This window comes from Bifidobacterium platyrrhinorum, assembly GCF_010667645.1.
GTDB lineage: Bacteria > Actinomycetota > Actinomycetes > Actinomycetales > Bifidobacteriaceae > Bifidobacterium > Bifidobacterium platyrrhinorum.
In genome coordinates, this window is record NZ_WHZV01000011.1 from 63,911 (window position 1) to 78,015 (window position 14,105).

Annotated in this window: 11 protein-coding genes; 8 read left to right on the forward strand and 3 right to left on the reverse strand. The window is 66.9% G+C overall.

Annotation, left to right across the window (positions count from 1 at the left end; genetic code table 11):
• The first annotated feature begins 99 nt into the window (after window positions 1-99).
• Genes GFD21_RS10100 through pknB form a run of 7 tightly spaced genes read left to right on the forward strand, consistent with a single transcriptional unit; the run spans window position 100 to window position 9,327 of the window.
• Window positions 100-801 (forward strand): FhaA domain-containing protein, encoded by a 702-nt coding sequence (locus GFD21_RS10100; protein WP_163197838.1) that lies wholly within the window; start codon window positions 100-102, stop codon window positions 799-801.
• A 54-nt stretch (window positions 802-855) separates the two neighbouring features.
• Complete coding sequence (locus GFD21_RS10105; protein WP_163197839.1) at window positions 856-1,428, forward strand: FHA domain-containing protein FhaB/FipA; 573 nt, start codon at window positions 856-858, stop codon at window positions 1,426-1,428.
• Window positions 1,429-1,435: 7 nt separating this feature from the next.
• The gene (locus tag GFD21_RS10110) at window positions 1,436-3,304 is read left to right on the forward strand and encodes a protein phosphatase 2C domain-containing protein (protein ID WP_225431795.1); all 1,869 of its coding nucleotides are present in this window, start codon (window positions 1,436-1,438) and stop codon (window positions 3,302-3,304) included.
• Entirely contained in the window at window positions 3,301-4,833 is a 1,533-nt protein-coding gene (locus tag GFD21_RS10115) for an FtsW/RodA/SpoVE family cell cycle protein (RefSeq protein WP_163197840.1), read from the forward strand. Before GFD21_RS10110 ends, GFD21_RS10115 begins: the two co-directional genes overlap by 4 nt.
• Window positions 4,830-6,296, forward strand: coding sequence for a peptidoglycan D,D-transpeptidase FtsI family protein (locus GFD21_RS10120; RefSeq protein ID WP_163197841.1), 1,467 nt, complete (start codon window positions 4,830-4,832; stop codon window positions 6,294-6,296). Before GFD21_RS10115 ends, GFD21_RS10120 begins: the two co-directional genes overlap by 4 nt.
• Window positions 6,293-7,267, forward strand: a complete 975-nt coding sequence (locus GFD21_RS10125) for a serine/threonine-protein kinase (protein WP_163197842.1) — start codon at window positions 6,293-6,295, stop codon at window positions 7,265-7,267. The genes GFD21_RS10120 and GFD21_RS10125 overlap by 4 nt, the downstream gene beginning before the upstream one ends.
• The gene (pknB, locus tag GFD21_RS10130) at window positions 7,264-9,327 is read left to right on the forward strand and encodes a Stk1 family PASTA domain-containing Ser/Thr kinase (RefSeq protein ID WP_449727613.1); all 2,064 of its coding nucleotides are present in this window, start codon (window positions 7,264-7,266) and stop codon (window positions 9,325-9,327) included. The genes GFD21_RS10125 and pknB overlap by 4 nt, the downstream gene beginning before the upstream one ends.
• A 372-nt stretch (window positions 9,328-9,699) precedes the next feature.
• Here the strand turns inward: pknB and GFD21_RS10135 are convergent, their stop codons facing one another.
• The 3 genes from GFD21_RS10135 to GFD21_RS10145 form a co-directional block, all read right to left on the reverse strand.
• On the reverse strand, window positions 9,700-10,344 hold the full coding sequence (locus tag GFD21_RS10135; RefSeq protein WP_163197843.1) for an anthranilate synthase component II: 645 nt from the start codon (window positions 10,342-10,344) through the stop codon (window positions 9,700-9,702).
• Between the two features lie 55 nt (window positions 10,345-10,399).
• Window positions 10,400-11,491 (reverse strand): class E sortase, encoded by a 1,092-nt coding sequence (locus tag GFD21_RS10140; RefSeq protein ID WP_404801583.1) that lies wholly within the window; start codon window positions 11,489-11,491, stop codon window positions 10,400-10,402.
• Window positions 11,492-11,559: 68 nt separating this feature from the next.
• Window positions 11,560-12,378 carry a DUF881 domain-containing protein gene (locus tag GFD21_RS10145; RefSeq protein WP_163197845.1) on the reverse strand — a complete coding sequence of 273 codons (819 nt, stop codon included), beginning with the start codon at window positions 12,376-12,378 and terminating at the stop codon, window positions 11,560-11,562.
• 127 nt (window positions 12,379-12,505) lie between these two features.
• On the opposite strand from GFD21_RS10145, the gene crgA reads away from it, so the two are divergent.
• Entirely contained in the window at window positions 12,506-12,928 is a 423-nt protein-coding gene (crgA, locus tag GFD21_RS10150) for a cell division protein CrgA (RefSeq protein ID WP_163197846.1), read from the forward strand.
• Window positions 12,929-14,105: the final 1,177 nt, after the last annotated feature.

Below are 14,105 nucleotides of genomic sequence, written 5' to 3' on the forward strand. Positions count from 1 at the left end.
CGGAGTGGTGCCGAAGTGGCGCTTTTGCAAGTATTGACGCGCGAAATATGGCCCGTTCCAACCCCTGCGTACACTGGTCAAGGATAGAAAGGGATGACTATGAGCGTTCTCGACCGTTTTGAGAAAAGCGTGGAAGGCGCAGTGAATGGGGTGTTCTCCAAGTTCGGCTCCAAGGATCTGCAGCCCGTCGACCTGTCCAGCGCACTTGAGCGCGAGATCGACAACGAGGCCATGCCCGTGGGCCGCGACCGCACGGTCGCCCCGAACGAATACCGCTTCAAGCTGAGCACCCCCGATTTCGACCGCATCGAGCAGTGGGGCAGCGAGACCCTCGCCGACGAACTGGCCGACAACCTGACGAACTACGCGCGCACCCAGCACTACGCGTTCGTCGGCCCGGTGGTCGTCATCTTCGAGGAGGACCTTGACCTGACCAAGGGCAGCTTCAAGCTCACCTCCGCCTCCGTGCAGGGCAACGCCGTCCCGGTCACCACGAACGACCAGAACCAGGACAGCCCGCTGCTGGAGATCAACGGCAGCCAGTACCTGCTCACCAAGGAGAAGACCATCCTGGGCCGCGGCTCCGGCTGCGACATCGTCATCGACGATCCGGGCATCTCCCGCAAGCACCTCGAGATCGACATCACGCCCAACGGCGTGATCGCCCGCGATCTCGGTTCCACGAACGGCACGTACGTCGAAGGCCATCAGGTGCCCGCCGCCACGCTGCTGGACGGCAACACCATCACCATCGGCCGCACCCGCATCCTCTACTGGGCCTCCTCCCAGGAGCAGGAGTGACGCGCCGACCGGCGTCGATGACATCGATACCGTCGAGATAAAGGTCGAAACCGCATGACCGAACTGACATTCGCACTGCTCAAGTATGGATTCCTGATCCTGCTGTGGGTGTTCGTATGGCTCGCCGTGCGTTCTTTGCATAAGGACATCGAGTCCTTCAGCCCGCGTCCCTCGCGTTCGCGCCGTCGCAAGGAACGGCATGCCGCGCGCAAGGCCGCCGCTCCCGCCGTGCCGGTGACCGGCGGCGCGCCCGTCGTGGCGCCCACCGCCGAGACGCCGCGCACGAGCGCGCCCAAGCCCGCCGCGCCGCGTTCCTCCGCCCCCGCCGCCGGCGGCCCGACGCTGCTGGTCATCATCGACGGCCCGCTGGCCGGTTCCAGCGTGCCGCTCGCCGGTGAGGCGATCACGCTGGGCCGCGCCGCGTCGAACACCGTGGTGCTCGACGACGAGTTCGTCTCCTCGCACCACGCCCGCGTGTACATCGACCCCGCGTCGCGCCAGTGGGCCATCGAGGATCTCGGGTCCACGAACGGCACCGTCGTCAACGGCCAGCGACTGGCCGCCCCCACCGTACTTCCGGCCCGTGTGCCCGTGCGCATCGGTGCCACTACCTTCGAGCTGAGGTGATGCACGTATGACAGCCTCCGCCGACGAATCGCAGACCCTGCCCCTGCCGCAGGGCGATCAGGGCGGCCTCTCCCCCGCCCCCGCACAGTCGCAGGACGCGACGGCCACGCAGGCATTGCCCGTCGTCGCGCACGACGTCGACGCCGCACAGGACGAGGACGCCGTCACCGTCGCCATCGACGCGTCGGACGGCGCCGTGGCGACGCCCGACGACGACCCGCTCGACGCCGGATCGGACGATATCGCCGAGGCCGCCGGGCCCGCACCCGCCGCGGACGGCGAGCAGCGCCTCTTCCTCTACTCCACCACCGTCTCCGACGTGGGCACCGTGCGCGCCAACAACCAGGATTCGTCGTTCGCCGGCGAGCATCTGGTCGCGATCTGCGACGGCATGGGCGGCCATGCGGGCGGCGACACCGCCTCGACCATCGCCATCCGCTCGCTCGCGCACATCGAACGCGACGACGTGACCGACGACGTCGCCGCCGTCTCCTCGATGATGGAGACCTCCGTGATGGCCGCGCACGACGCGATCGTCGGCAAGGCCCGCCGCGAACGCAAGCTCGCCGGCATGGGCACCACCGTCACCGCCGTGGCGCTCGTCAACGGCTGGTGGGTGCTCGCGCACATCGGCGACTCGCGCGCGTACCTGCTGCGCGACGGCGTGCTCAGCCGCGCCACGCAGGACCACAGCTACGTCCAGCACCTCATCGACACCGGCCGCATCACCAAGGCGGAGGCGAAGAACCATCCGCAGCGCAACGTCGTGATGCGCGTGCTCGGCGACTTCGACATCGACCCGCACCCGGACATCGCCGTGCTCAGGGCGCACGCGGCCGACCGCTGGCTGCTGTGCTCCGACGGCCTGTGCGGCGTGCTCGAGGACTCCACCATCGCCGAGACGATGCTGGGGCTGTCCGACCCGGGCGAATGCGCCCAGCGTCTCGTCGGCATGGCCCTGCGCGCCGGCAGCACCGACAACGTCACCGCGGTGATCGCGGACGCCACGCTCGCGCTCGACGCGCACGCCTTCGATTTGCCGCATCAGACGCCGCTGGTCGGCGGCGCCGCCAGCGCCAGCCTCGAACCGCTCGCCGACATCGTCAACGAGCCGATCGCCACCGCCCCCGCGCTGCGCGACGACGGCTCGCCCGCCCAACGCGCGGCCGCGCTCACGCAGGAGGCGCACGAGGCGGTCGCCGAACAGCGCAAGGAGGCGCCGCGCGTCGTGCAGCCCTCCCTCGTGCGCGAGGAGGCCGGCGAACGGCGCAACCCGGACACCGGCGAGATCCCGGTCGTCACGAAGAGCGACGGCGAGGTCACCACGGATCCCAACGATCCGGCCGTGCGGCAGGCCATCCACGAGGAGAAGGCCGAGCAGCGCAAGAGCGAGCACGGACGCCGCAAGCGCAGGCGCGTGGCGGTGTTCGTCACCGTGCTCGCCGTGCTGGCGGTCATCGCCGGCGGCGTGTTCGCCGCGTACCGCTACAGCCAGTCGAAGTACTACGTCGGCGCGGCCGACGGCATGGTCGCGATCTACCAGGGCGTGCCCACGAACCTCGCGGGCTTCGAACTGTCGCATGAGGTGGAGCGCACGTCCATCGCCGTGAACAAGCTGCCCGCCACGTGGCGCACCGAGGTGCGGCAAGGCATCATGCGCGACAGCCTCGCCGAGGCGCAGGACCACGTCAGGCTCATCCGCGACGAGCTCGCCGCCATCGAGAAGCAGCAGGCCAAGGCCGACAAGGAGAAGACGTCGTCCTCGACGTCCTCGTCATCGTCCTCGACGTCCTCATCGTCCTCGACGTCCTCATCGTCCTCATCCGGCTCCAAGTCCGGCGACAGCGCCACGAAGGAAGGCGGGGACCAGGAATGATAGCCCTCCGTCTTCGCCAGGTCGCGCTGCTGCTGGCCTCGTTCCTGCTGTGCGGCATGGCGTTCTTCCAGATGTTCAGCCGTGTCGACGGCTCGTTCCCGTCCTCGTTCGTGATCCCGCTGGGCGCGACCGTCGTGCTCTCGCTCGTGTTCTGGATCCTCGTCGACCGGTTCCAGCCGTACGCCAGCCAGGTGCTGCAACCGTGCGTGCTGCTGCTCACCGGCATCGGCCTGGTGATGATCGCGCGCATCGACCACGAGAACGAGACCTCGGTGGCGCTGCGCCAAATCATGTTCGTGTGCATCGCCATCGTGCTGTGCTCGGCGCTCGTCATCGGGCTCAAGGACTACCGCGTGCTGCGGCGATTCTCCTACGTGAGCATGGTGGTGGGCCTCGTCCTGCTGCTCTCCCCGCTGCTGCCCGGTCTGGGCCAGGAGATCAACGGCGCGCGCATCTGGGTGAGGATCCCCGGCGTGGGCCAGATCCAGCCGGGCGAGTTCGCCAAGCTGTTCCTCGCGTTCTTCTTCGCCGCATACCTGTTCGACCACCGCGACCAGCTGGCCGTGGGCGGCAAGAAGGTGCTCGGCCTGCAATTGCCGCGCATCAAGGACCTCGGCCCGATCATCATCGTGTGGGTGGCCTCGATGGGCGTGCTCATCATGCAGCATGACCTGGGCACCTCGCTCATGTTCTTCGCGATGTTCGTCGCGATGCTCTACGTGGCCACCGGCCGCCTGAGCTGGATCGTCATCGGCTTCATCGCCTTCGCCGCCGGTGCGGTGCTCGCCGCCAGCGTGTTCAGCCACGTGGGCGCCCGCGTGGACGCCTGGCTGCACCCGTTCGACCCGGAACTGTACAACCGGGCGTACGGCGGCTCCTACCAGATCGTCACCGGCCTGTTCGGCCTCGCCTCCGGCGGCATGCTCGGCACCGGGCTGGGCCAGGGGCACCCGAACCTCACGCCGTTCGCCAACTCCGACTACATCTACGCCTCCGTGGGCGAGGAACTCGGGCTCGTGGGCTGTCTCGGCGTGCTCGTGCTGTACGTCGTCATCATCGCCTCCGGCTTCGTCACCGCCATGAAGGTCAAGGACGGCTTCGGCAAGCTCCTCGCCTCCGGACTGGTGTTCACGATGGCGTTCCAGGTGTTCACCGTGGTCGGCGGCATCACGCTCGTCATCCCGCTGACCGGCCTGACCCTGCCGTTCATGGCCGCGGGCGGCTCCTCGCTCATCGCGAACTACATCCTCGCCACGCTGCTGCTCATCATCTCCAACGCGGCCAACAAGCCCATGCCGGAAACCGATTCCGAGACGTTCCAGTACGAGGCCCTGGCCGTGCTGCGCGACCACGAGCTCAAGGAACGCCAGGCGGAGCGCGAGGCGGCCGACGCCGCCGACGCGCGACGCGCGCGCCAGGCGAGGTCCGCGGAACCCACGCAGGCCGTCGAGACGTCGACGCCGGTCACCCCGGCCGTGCCCGTCACGCCCGTCGCGCCGATGCCGCCGATCCCGGGAGGTGCCCGATGAACAAGGGACTGCGCCAGCTGTTCACCGCCGTCATCGTCCTGTTCACGATCCTCGGCCTGTCCACCACCATCATCACCGCGATCCGCGCCACCGCGCTCAACGCGGACACGCGCAACTCGCGCGCCCTCTACCACGAGTTCGGCGCGCCGCGCGGCTCCATCCTCGCGGCCGACGGCACCGTGCTCGCGAAATCCGACCCGTCCAACGACGCGTTCAGCTACCAGCGCTCCTACTCGAACGGCCCGCTGTACGCGCCCGTGACCGGCTTCTTCTCGATCAGCCAGCGCGCCGACCGCGGCATCGAGGCCTCCCGCAACTCGCTGCTCTCCGGCGAATCGGACAGCCTCTTCTGGCAGCGCATCAAGTCGACGCTCACCGGCAGCGAGAACAAGGGCGCCAACATCGAGACGTCCATCGACACCAAGCTGCAGCAGGTCGCCTACGAGGCGCTCGGCAGCCAGTCCGGAGCGGTGGTCGTCACCGAGCCGAAGACCGGCCGCATCCTCGCCATGGTCTCCACGCCCAGCTACGACCCGAACGTGCTCACCACGCACGACGGCAAGGCGCTCACCGAGAACTACGCGAACCTCACGCAGGACCCGTCGAACCCGATGCTCGACAATTCGACCGGCCAGCTGTTCCCGCCCGGATCCACGTTCAAGACCGTCGTGGCCGCCACCGCGCTCGAAACCGGCGAATACCAGCCGGACACGCAGATCCCCGCCGGCGAAAGCTACACGCTGCCCGGCACCATCACGCCGCTGACCAACGTCGAATACCAGGCGAACGGCACCGACGGCAAGATCAGCTTCGAGGACGCCCTCGCCTACTCGTCGAACACCGCGTTCGCGCAGCTCGGCGTGAGCCTCGGCGAGGACAAGATCGCCGACATGGCCACCAAGCTCGGCTTCGGCAGCTCCATCGTCGTGGACGGCACCGATTCGACCGGCTCCCCGATGAAGGCCGTCGCCTCGTCCTTCCCCACCTCAATGACCGACGACAAGCTCGCCTTGGCCTCCATCGGACAGGGCGACGTGACCGAGACGCCGCTGCAGAACGCGCTCATCGCCTCCGCGATCGCGAACGACGGCAAGCTCATGCGCCCCACGCTCGTCGACCGCGTGCGCGCCAGCGACCTGTCCGTGCTCTCCGAGACGAAGGCCTCCGTGATGAGCAACGCGTTCAGCGCCGACACGGCCAACAAGCTCACGCAGATGATGCAGGCGGTCGTCACCAAGGACTCCCCGTCGCTCGCCCCGGACGGCGTGAGCGTCGCGGCGAAGACCGGCACCGCGCAGATCGGCGAGGACAACAGCGCCATCGACGCATGGGTGATGGGATTCGCCCCCGCGGACGACCCGCAGGTCGCGGTCTCCGTCGTCGTCCACAACACCACCGGCTACGGCGTGACCTCCGCCGGCCCGATCTTCCGCTCCGTCGTCGAGGAGGCCCTCAAGCAATGAAACTGATCGAAGGACAGCTGATCCACCGCCGATACCGCCTCGACGCGCGTATCGCCAAGGGCGGCATGGGCGAGGTGTGGAAGGGATGGGACATCCAGCTCAACCGCCCCGTGGCCATCAAGGCGCTGCGCTCCGACCTGAGCAACGCGGAGGCCAAGCTGCGCCGCCTACGGGCCGAGGCGCACAATTCCGCCAATCTCGCGCACCCCAACATCGCCGCGCTGTTCGAATACTACGAGCACGACGGCATCGGGTTCCTCATCATGGAATACGTGCCGTCCAAGTCGCTGGCGGACCTGTTCCACGAGCAGGGTGCCATGGACCCGCTCGAACTGCTGCCGATCCTCATCCAGACCGCGCGCGGCCTGTTCGTGGCGCACAGCCACGGCGTGATCCACCGCGACGTCAAGCCCGCCAACATCATGGTGGCCGACAACGGCGAGGTGAAAATCACCGACTTCGGCGTCTCCTACTCCACCAATCAGGAGCAGATCACGCAGGACGGCATGGTCGTGGGCACCGCGCAGTACATCTCCCCCGAACAGGCGCAGGGCCAGCAGGCCACGCCCCAGTCGGACATATACTCGCTCGGCGTGGTCGCGTACGAGGGCCTGTGCGGGCACCGCCCGTTCACCGGCGCCACGCCCGTCGACATCGCCGCCGCGCACGTCAACGACCCCGTCCCGCCGCTGCCGGACACGGTCGACGTGCAGCTGCGCGAATTCGTCATGTCGATGCTGGCGAAGGACCCGCTCGACCGCCCGAAGGACGCGCTCGTCGTCTCGCGCACGCTCGCGCGCATCGAACGCCGCCTGCTCGACCAGCAGACCGAACTGTCCGATTCCACCATCGTCACGGGGCACCGCCTGCCGCGCAGGATCATGAGCTCCCCGCACATTCCTCTCGTCTCGTCGCCCGACAGGCGTGCCGACGGCACGAACCAGCAGGCGCTTTGGAAGGAGCAGCAATGAGCAACATGCCCTCTTCTCTGGCCCAGGGCCGATACCAGCTCGGCCAGCTTGTCGGCCGCGGAGGCATGGCCGAGGTCCACGTGGCCACCGATACGCGCCTGGGCCGCACCGTGGCCATCAAGATCATGCGCGCCGACCTGGCCAACGACGAGATCTTCCTCAAGCGGTTCCGCCGCGAGGCCCATTCGGTCGCGCAGATGAACAACCCGAACATCGTGAACATCTACGATTCGGGCGAGGAGACGGTGACCGGCGAGAACGGCCAGCCGGAACGCCTGCCGTATCTGGTGATGGAGTACGTCAAGGGACAGACCCTGCGCGACATCATCCGCGTGAACGGCCCGCTGAGCCAGCGCGACGCCGAACAGGTGATGCTCGGCGTGCTCAACGCACTCGAGTACTCGCACCGCATGGGCGTCATCCACCGCGACATCAAGCCCGGCAACATCATGATCTCCGAGCAGGGCATGGTCAAGGTCATGGACTTCGGCATCGCCCGCGCGCTCGACGACTCCGCCGCCACGATGACCCAGTCGCAGGGCGTGGTCGGCACCGCGCAGTACCTCTCCCCCGAGCAGGCGCGCGGCGAGACCGTCGACATGCGCTCCGACCTGTACTCGGCCGGCTGCGTGCTCTACGAGATGCTCACCGGCCGCCCGCCGTTCACCGGTGACTCCGCCGTGGCCATCGCCTACCAGCACGTCTCCGAGGTGGCGACGCCGCCTTCCGCCGTGGTGCCCGGCCTGCCGAAGATGTGGGATTCGATCTGCGCGAAGGCGATGGCCAAGGACCGCCAGAACCGCTACGCGACGGCCGCCGAGTTCAAGAACGACATCCTCACCTTCATGAACGGCGGCGTGCCGGTGGCGGCCGCGTTCAACCCGCTCACCGACCTGGCGAACATGAAGGCCCGCAAGCAGGCCGAACAGGACGCCGCCACCGTGCCGCTCAACCCGAACGAGCAGGGCGTCTCCACGCAGGCGTTCAACCCGGTCACCGGCCAGTTCGAACAGGTGGCCCCCGCCGCGGCCGTCGCCACGAAGTCGCGCGCCGAACAGCGTGCGGCCGCCGCGAAGGCGAAGCGCCGCAAGCAGATCATCATCGGCGTGGTGGCCGCGGCCGCGGTGCTCGTCATCGCGCTGGCCGCATGGTTCTTCCTCGCCGGCGGCGACAAGGCCGTGGCCCAGTCCGCCACCGTGCCGACCATCACCTCGTCGATGACCAAGGACCGCGCCAAGTCGGCGGTCGAGGCCGCCGGGTTCAAGTTCCAGGCGATGACCGACCACGACTCCACCGAACCGGAGGGCACGTTCACCAAGCAGAGCCCGAAGGGCGGCGACAAGGCCGCGAAGGGCTCCACCGTGAAGGTGTGGTTCTCCGCCGGCCCGCAGAGCACGCTCGTGCCCGACGTGAAGGGCATGAGCCAGTCCGAGGCGCGTTCCGCGCTGGAGAAGGCCGGATTCAAGGTGGCCACCAGCGTGCAGACCGAGGACAGCGCCGACATCGCCCAGAACAAGGTGACGCGCACCGACCCGGCCGCCGGCACCTCGCAACCGAAGGGCACGTCGATCCTGCTGTACGTCTCCTCCGGCATGACGAAGGTCCCCGACGGCATCGTCGGCCAGACCAAGGACGCGGCCGTGGCCGCGCTGCAGGCCTCGAAGTTCACGGTGACCGTCACCGAGGAGTACTCCGACACCATCGCCGCGGGCGTGGTGATGAGCGTGAACCCGGGTTCGGGCACGTCCGTGGCGCAGGGCTCCTCCGTGACCATCATCGTGTCCAAGGGCAAGGAGCAGGTGACCGTGCCGAACGTGGTGGGCCAGACCTTCGCCAGCGCGAAGGCGCAGCTCGAGGCGCTCGGATTCACCGTCACCCAGTCCGGCTCGACCGGCGCGAACGACATCGTGACCGAGCAGAACCCGGGCAGCGGCCAGGCCGAGAAGGGCGGCAACATCTCGCTGACCACCAAGTCGTCCGGCAGCACCGGAGACAACTCCGGCAACGGCGACGGTTCGACCGGCAACGGCAACTCCAACAACGGCAACACCGGCCAGTGACGCTGCCAGTGACGCTGCGCTGATCTTCCCGAGATTCCTGCCGCCGCCCCATACGGTATGTCCGCGTGGGGCGGCGGCTCTCTATTGCGGACACGCTCCGGGCCGCTCAGGCCAAGTCTTCACGGTCCTCAACAGAGAGTCACCACCCCACGCTCGTTAGTCCGAATGTCACGTAACGTGACCGAAAAACAGAGCGGTGGGACGGGGGCCTCTGTTCGGGACCGTAGGCTTGGCCGAGCGGCCTGGAGCGTGTCACGAACAGAGGGCCCCGTCCCGCCGCGGCAACGGATGGAACCGGAGCGTGTCCGCGATAGAGAGTCGCCGCCCCACGCGGACGTCACGACGGGAACCGGAAACCGGAAGGAACGGAAACTACTTGACGACCTTGGGCTGGAGGCCGGCGGCGTTGGCCACGGCGGTGGTCTGCCCGCAGACGGCGAGCCAATTGGCAAGCAGGCGGTAGCCGTCCTGCGTCATCACCGATTCGGGGTGGAACTGCACGGCGAACATCGGCTTGCCCTTGACGCGGATGCCCTGCACGATATGGTCGCCCTGCGTCCACGCGGTCACCTCGAGCGTGTCCGGCACGGAGTCGGGTTCGACGGCGAGCGAGTGGTAGCGGGTGGCGGTCATCGGGTTGGCGACGCCGGCGAAGATCTCGTCGTCGACGTGCTCGACGAGGCTCGTCTTGCCGTGCATGATGGTCGGCGCATGGTCGACCGTACAGCCGTACACCTCGGCGAGGGCCTGCAGGCCGAGGCAGACGCCGAACATCGGCTTGTCCTGCCTGGCGCACAGGCGGATCATGTCCTCGCTGGCGCCGGAATCGGCCGGGGCGCCGGGGCCGGGGCTGATGAGCACGCCGTCGTAGCCGTCGGTCACGTGCTCGTCGGACGGGTCGACGGCGTCGTTGCGCACCACATCGACGGTGGCGCCCAGCGTCTTGAGATAGCCGACGATGGTGTAGACGAACGAATCGTAGTTGTCGACGACGAGGATATGCGCGGAATCGGTCACGATGGCTCCTTAGCGGTGCACGGGTTGTCTGGCTGCCAGTCTAACCGCACACCGGTCAGGACACCGCGAAGTTGCTCATCTGCTGCAGGTACGGGATGGTCGTCGCCGCCCACGGGAACGTCCACTCGAACAGCGCGGCCGAGGCGGCCACGGCGAGCAGCAGGAACAGGATGAGACGGACCGGCAGGACGCCGGGCTGCAGGCGCAGCAGACCGCCGTAGATGCTCGCGTCGGGGCGGTTGCGACGGCCTTCGCGGATCGCGGCGAGGACGGGCCAGCGCCAGGCGACGGCCGCGGCGATGAACAGCACGGCCCAGGCGAGCAGCGCGCCGATCACGACCGGCTTGAGCGAACCGAGCCGGGCGGGCAGCGACATGGTCGTCGAACTGGTGCTCGCGAACTTCACCTTGCCGGACGCGTCGGTGGTGGACAGCTCCTGCGGGATGCCGTCGGAGACCTTCGCCCAGTACTTGAGCTCGCCCCATACGATCCAGCGGTGGATCGGCGTCGAATACTTCGGCTCGCAGGTGGTGAGCGTGATCATGCGCTTGGTGGGCTGCGCACCCGTGTTGTCCGGGTCGGGCGCGATCACGTACACGTCCTCCGGGTTGACGATGCGGTATTTCGTGAACGTGTACACGTACCAGTAGTCCTGCGTGCGCACGATGATCGGGTCGCCCTCCTGCAGCTTGTCGACGTCGCCGAGGGGTTCGCCGTAGCCGTTGCGGTGGCCGGCGATCGCGAAGTTGCCGACCTGGCCGGGCATCTGCGTGTTCGTGTAGTGGCCGAGGCCGTGACGCGCGAGCTGCGCCGCGTCGGTGCCTTCGACGACGTTGCGCTGCCAGTCCTGGCCGAAGCGGGGGATGTACAGCTGGGAGATGAGGTCGCCGTAGTTGGCGCTCGTCGGCTGGACGGGGGCGTCGCCCTCCTGAGCCTTCGCGATCTTCGTGTCGCCCGACGCGGTCGGGTCGGACCACGAGACCTGCTGGCGGGTCTCGACCTGCGTGCGTTCCGCCTCGACGCCGGTCCACCACATCTGCCACACGATGTAGAGCGTGCAGACGATGGCGAACGTGATGAGGATCTCCGCCAGGATGCCGAGCGCCTGCCACAGCGGCCCGCGGCGACGGGCGGGGGCTCCCGGCATGGGCGCACCGGGCCGGGGGCCCGCTCCCCCACGCACCCCTGACATATGACGCGCACTGTGTCTCATCGTTATTCCCCTTCCGTCGCGGACCGCCCGGCGCCGTCCGCCGCGTCCTGCGTGCCCGAGCCGTCGCCCGTCTTGCCGCCGGCCACCACGCTCGCGTATTTCAGCGGCTGCAGCAGCGACGCGGTCTCGTCAAACGTCAGGCTCTTTTTGCGTTCCACCTTCCAACCGAGGCCGAACGCGCTCACGTATTGCTTGTAGATCCCGATCGCGGGCGAATCGTCGAGCGACCGGATGAGCTCGTCGGGGTCGCCGATCGCGGAGATCGTGAACGGCGGCGAGTATTTCTTGCCGTGCAGCGACACGACATTGCCCGAGCATATCACCGCGGAATTGAAGAGCATGCGCTGGTCCATGAACATCATGGAGTCGGCGCCGCCCGCCCACAGGGCGTTGATGACCGCCTCGAGGTCCTGCTGGTGGATCACGTACTTGTCGATGTCCTCGGACGAGCCGGACGAGTCGACCGCCTGCTCCCACATCGGCGAATCGTTGAGCGTGACGGTCACGCCCGGTCCTTCGATCTTGCGCAGGACGGTGCCGGTGCCGGAGTCCTCGCTGGTGGTGGGCGTATCGCTGTTCTTCGCGGTGAGCTCGGTGAGGGTGCTGATGTCGGAGCTGAGCTTCTTGACGTCGGCCTGCAGGCCGTTGACCTCCTTGACGCGCTGCTCGACGAGGGCGGCGGTATCCGAATTGACGACGGCGGTGCGGCTCATGCGCAGGTTCGTGACGAACAGATAGCCGGTCAGGGCCACGACGAGCAGGACCGCGACGCCGCCCACCCAGGAGCGCTTCGCGCTGTGCCTACCGCTGTGCCTGGCCATACGCCCGCCTTCCGTACACCACCCGCGTGCGACCGGGGGCCGCGAACGCCATGGTGGGCCTGTATTCGCCGCTTTCGAGTGTAACCACTATTATGACTTCTAGCCTATTGAAATGGAGACTACGCTGATGGCTGACGAAGAGCTGCACGAGAACGACTCGAAGGACCAGAAGGACTGGCAGTCCGACACCGCGAAGGACGCGGCCGGCTCCTCCGACAACGACGACAACGGGTTCACCGTGGACATGGACCAGGTCCAGGCCGTTCTGAACGCCACCGCCGACAAGTCCGCCATGACGCCGCAGATGCAGCGCATGATGGCGCGTCAGGAGGAGAACACCAAGCGTGTCGAGGAGACCATCAAGGGCACCAAGTCCAATCCGCGCTGGTTCGTGCCGCTGTTCTGCATCCTCATGGTCATCGGCCTCGTGTGGGTGGTCTGCTACTACCTGACCAGCAACTACCCGATCCCGAACATCGGCGCGTGGAACCTGCTCATCGGCTTCGTGATCATCATGATCGGCTTCCTGATGACGATGTGGTGGCGCTGAACCGGGAGCCATCCATAACGCGTATGGCGAGGGGGTGCGGCTGTTTGCCCACCCCCTCGTCGTATCCCCTCGCGGCACGCCCGTGAACACATCGGGAACGGGCTCGGTACAGCAACGTGGGTCTTACCCGCGCGTGCGCTACGTCACTTCCAACGAATGGTCGACGCACCGCTACCTCGACATGTCACGACTCGGTGAGACCGTACCAGCAGCGAACTGATCATCGCCACAGGGACGGACGAAGACCAAAGTGCGCAAGATCTCGGTCACTACCCATGGACCAAGCCGATATCACGACCTGAAAAAGCCGAGCCCCACCCGATTGACGCCCAAAAGATCAATCACGCCCCGACCGCAAGACGGGAGTATGCCTCAGACCCACGTTTTGGACTCTTAACCCGGGAATAACCACAGGGAGGGGGGCTGGGGGAGTTATTGGGCGCCCGTACGGGCGAGCCATGCCCCTCGAGGAGAGATCGCCCCGGGTTCATGTCGAGGGACAAGTCTTCTTGCCCCTCGACGCAGCATCATGCGGAATTCATATCGAGGGACAAGATAACTCGACCCTCGATGCAACATCACACGGAATTCATATCGAGGGACAACGACCTCCCCAATCCGGATTCCCGAATCCCTTATTTTCCAACGATTCTACAAATCTTCTGCACTGGGCATGTCATCAGAATCCACCCCTCGGCGCAACATTATGCAGAATTCACACCGAGGGGCAGCGACCTATCTGCCTTGAATATCCGATGCCTTGTTTTTCCGACGGTTTCACGAATCGCCCGCGCCGATCGCATTGTCAGGACCCGTCCCTCGACACGATAAATCCGATATTTTTCGTCGAGGGGAGAATCCATATCTGACCTTGCGGCTTAGTGCTTTCGAGTCAGCCTGGCGAATCCACACCCACGAAGCCACATCGCCGGTGACGTCGCGTAGGGCAGCCCACCACGCCGTGTGAGCACGGATTCGGCCGTCGTCCTCTGTCGCCGGGCGGCGGTTTTTCGTTACTTCCACGACGCCATGGCCGTTCGTCGCTTCCATGTCGTTGCGATCACTTGGCGGCGGATTCCACGGAGATAAGCAGCCAGCTCCGTAAATCCGGACGCTGAGTGGCCGTAAACGGCGGATCTTACGGAGCAATGGGCCGATCTCCGTGGAATCCGCCGCC

Coding starts and splice junctions, on each gene's coding strand:
- GFD21_RS10145 (WP_163197845.1), bottom strand. CDS start 12,378: ATGGCCAGGCACAGCGGTAGGCACAGCGCGAAGCGCTCCTGGGTGGGC.
- GFD21_RS10125 (WP_163197842.1), top strand. CDS start 6,293: ATGAAACTGATCGAAGGACAGCTGATCCACCGCCGATACCGCCTCGAC.
- GFD21_RS10110 (WP_225431795.1), top strand. CDS start 1,436: ATGACAGCCTCCGCCGACGAATCGCAGACCCTGCCCCTGCCGCAGGGC.
- GFD21_RS10115 (WP_163197840.1), top strand. CDS start 3,301: ATGATAGCCCTCCGTCTTCGCCAGGTCGCGCTGCTGCTGGCCTCGTTC.
- GFD21_RS10105 (WP_163197839.1), top strand. CDS start 856: ATGACCGAACTGACATTCGCACTGCTCAAGTATGGATTCCTGATCCTG.
- GFD21_RS10140 (WP_404801583.1), bottom strand. CDS start 11,491: ATGCCGGGAGCCCCCGCCCGTCGCCGCGGGCCGCTGTGGCAGGCGCTC.
- GFD21_RS10100 (WP_163197838.1), top strand. CDS start 100: ATGAGCGTTCTCGACCGTTTTGAGAAAAGCGTGGAAGGCGCAGTGAAT.
- crgA (WP_163197846.1), top strand. CDS start 12,506: ATGGCTGACGAAGAGCTGCACGAGAACGACTCGAAGGACCAGAAGGAC.
- pknB (WP_449727613.1), top strand. CDS start 7,264: ATGAGCAACATGCCCTCTTCTCTGGCCCAGGGCCGATACCAGCTCGGC.
- GFD21_RS10120 (WP_163197841.1), top strand. CDS start 4,830: ATGAACAAGGGACTGCGCCAGCTGTTCACCGCCGTCATCGTCCTGTTC.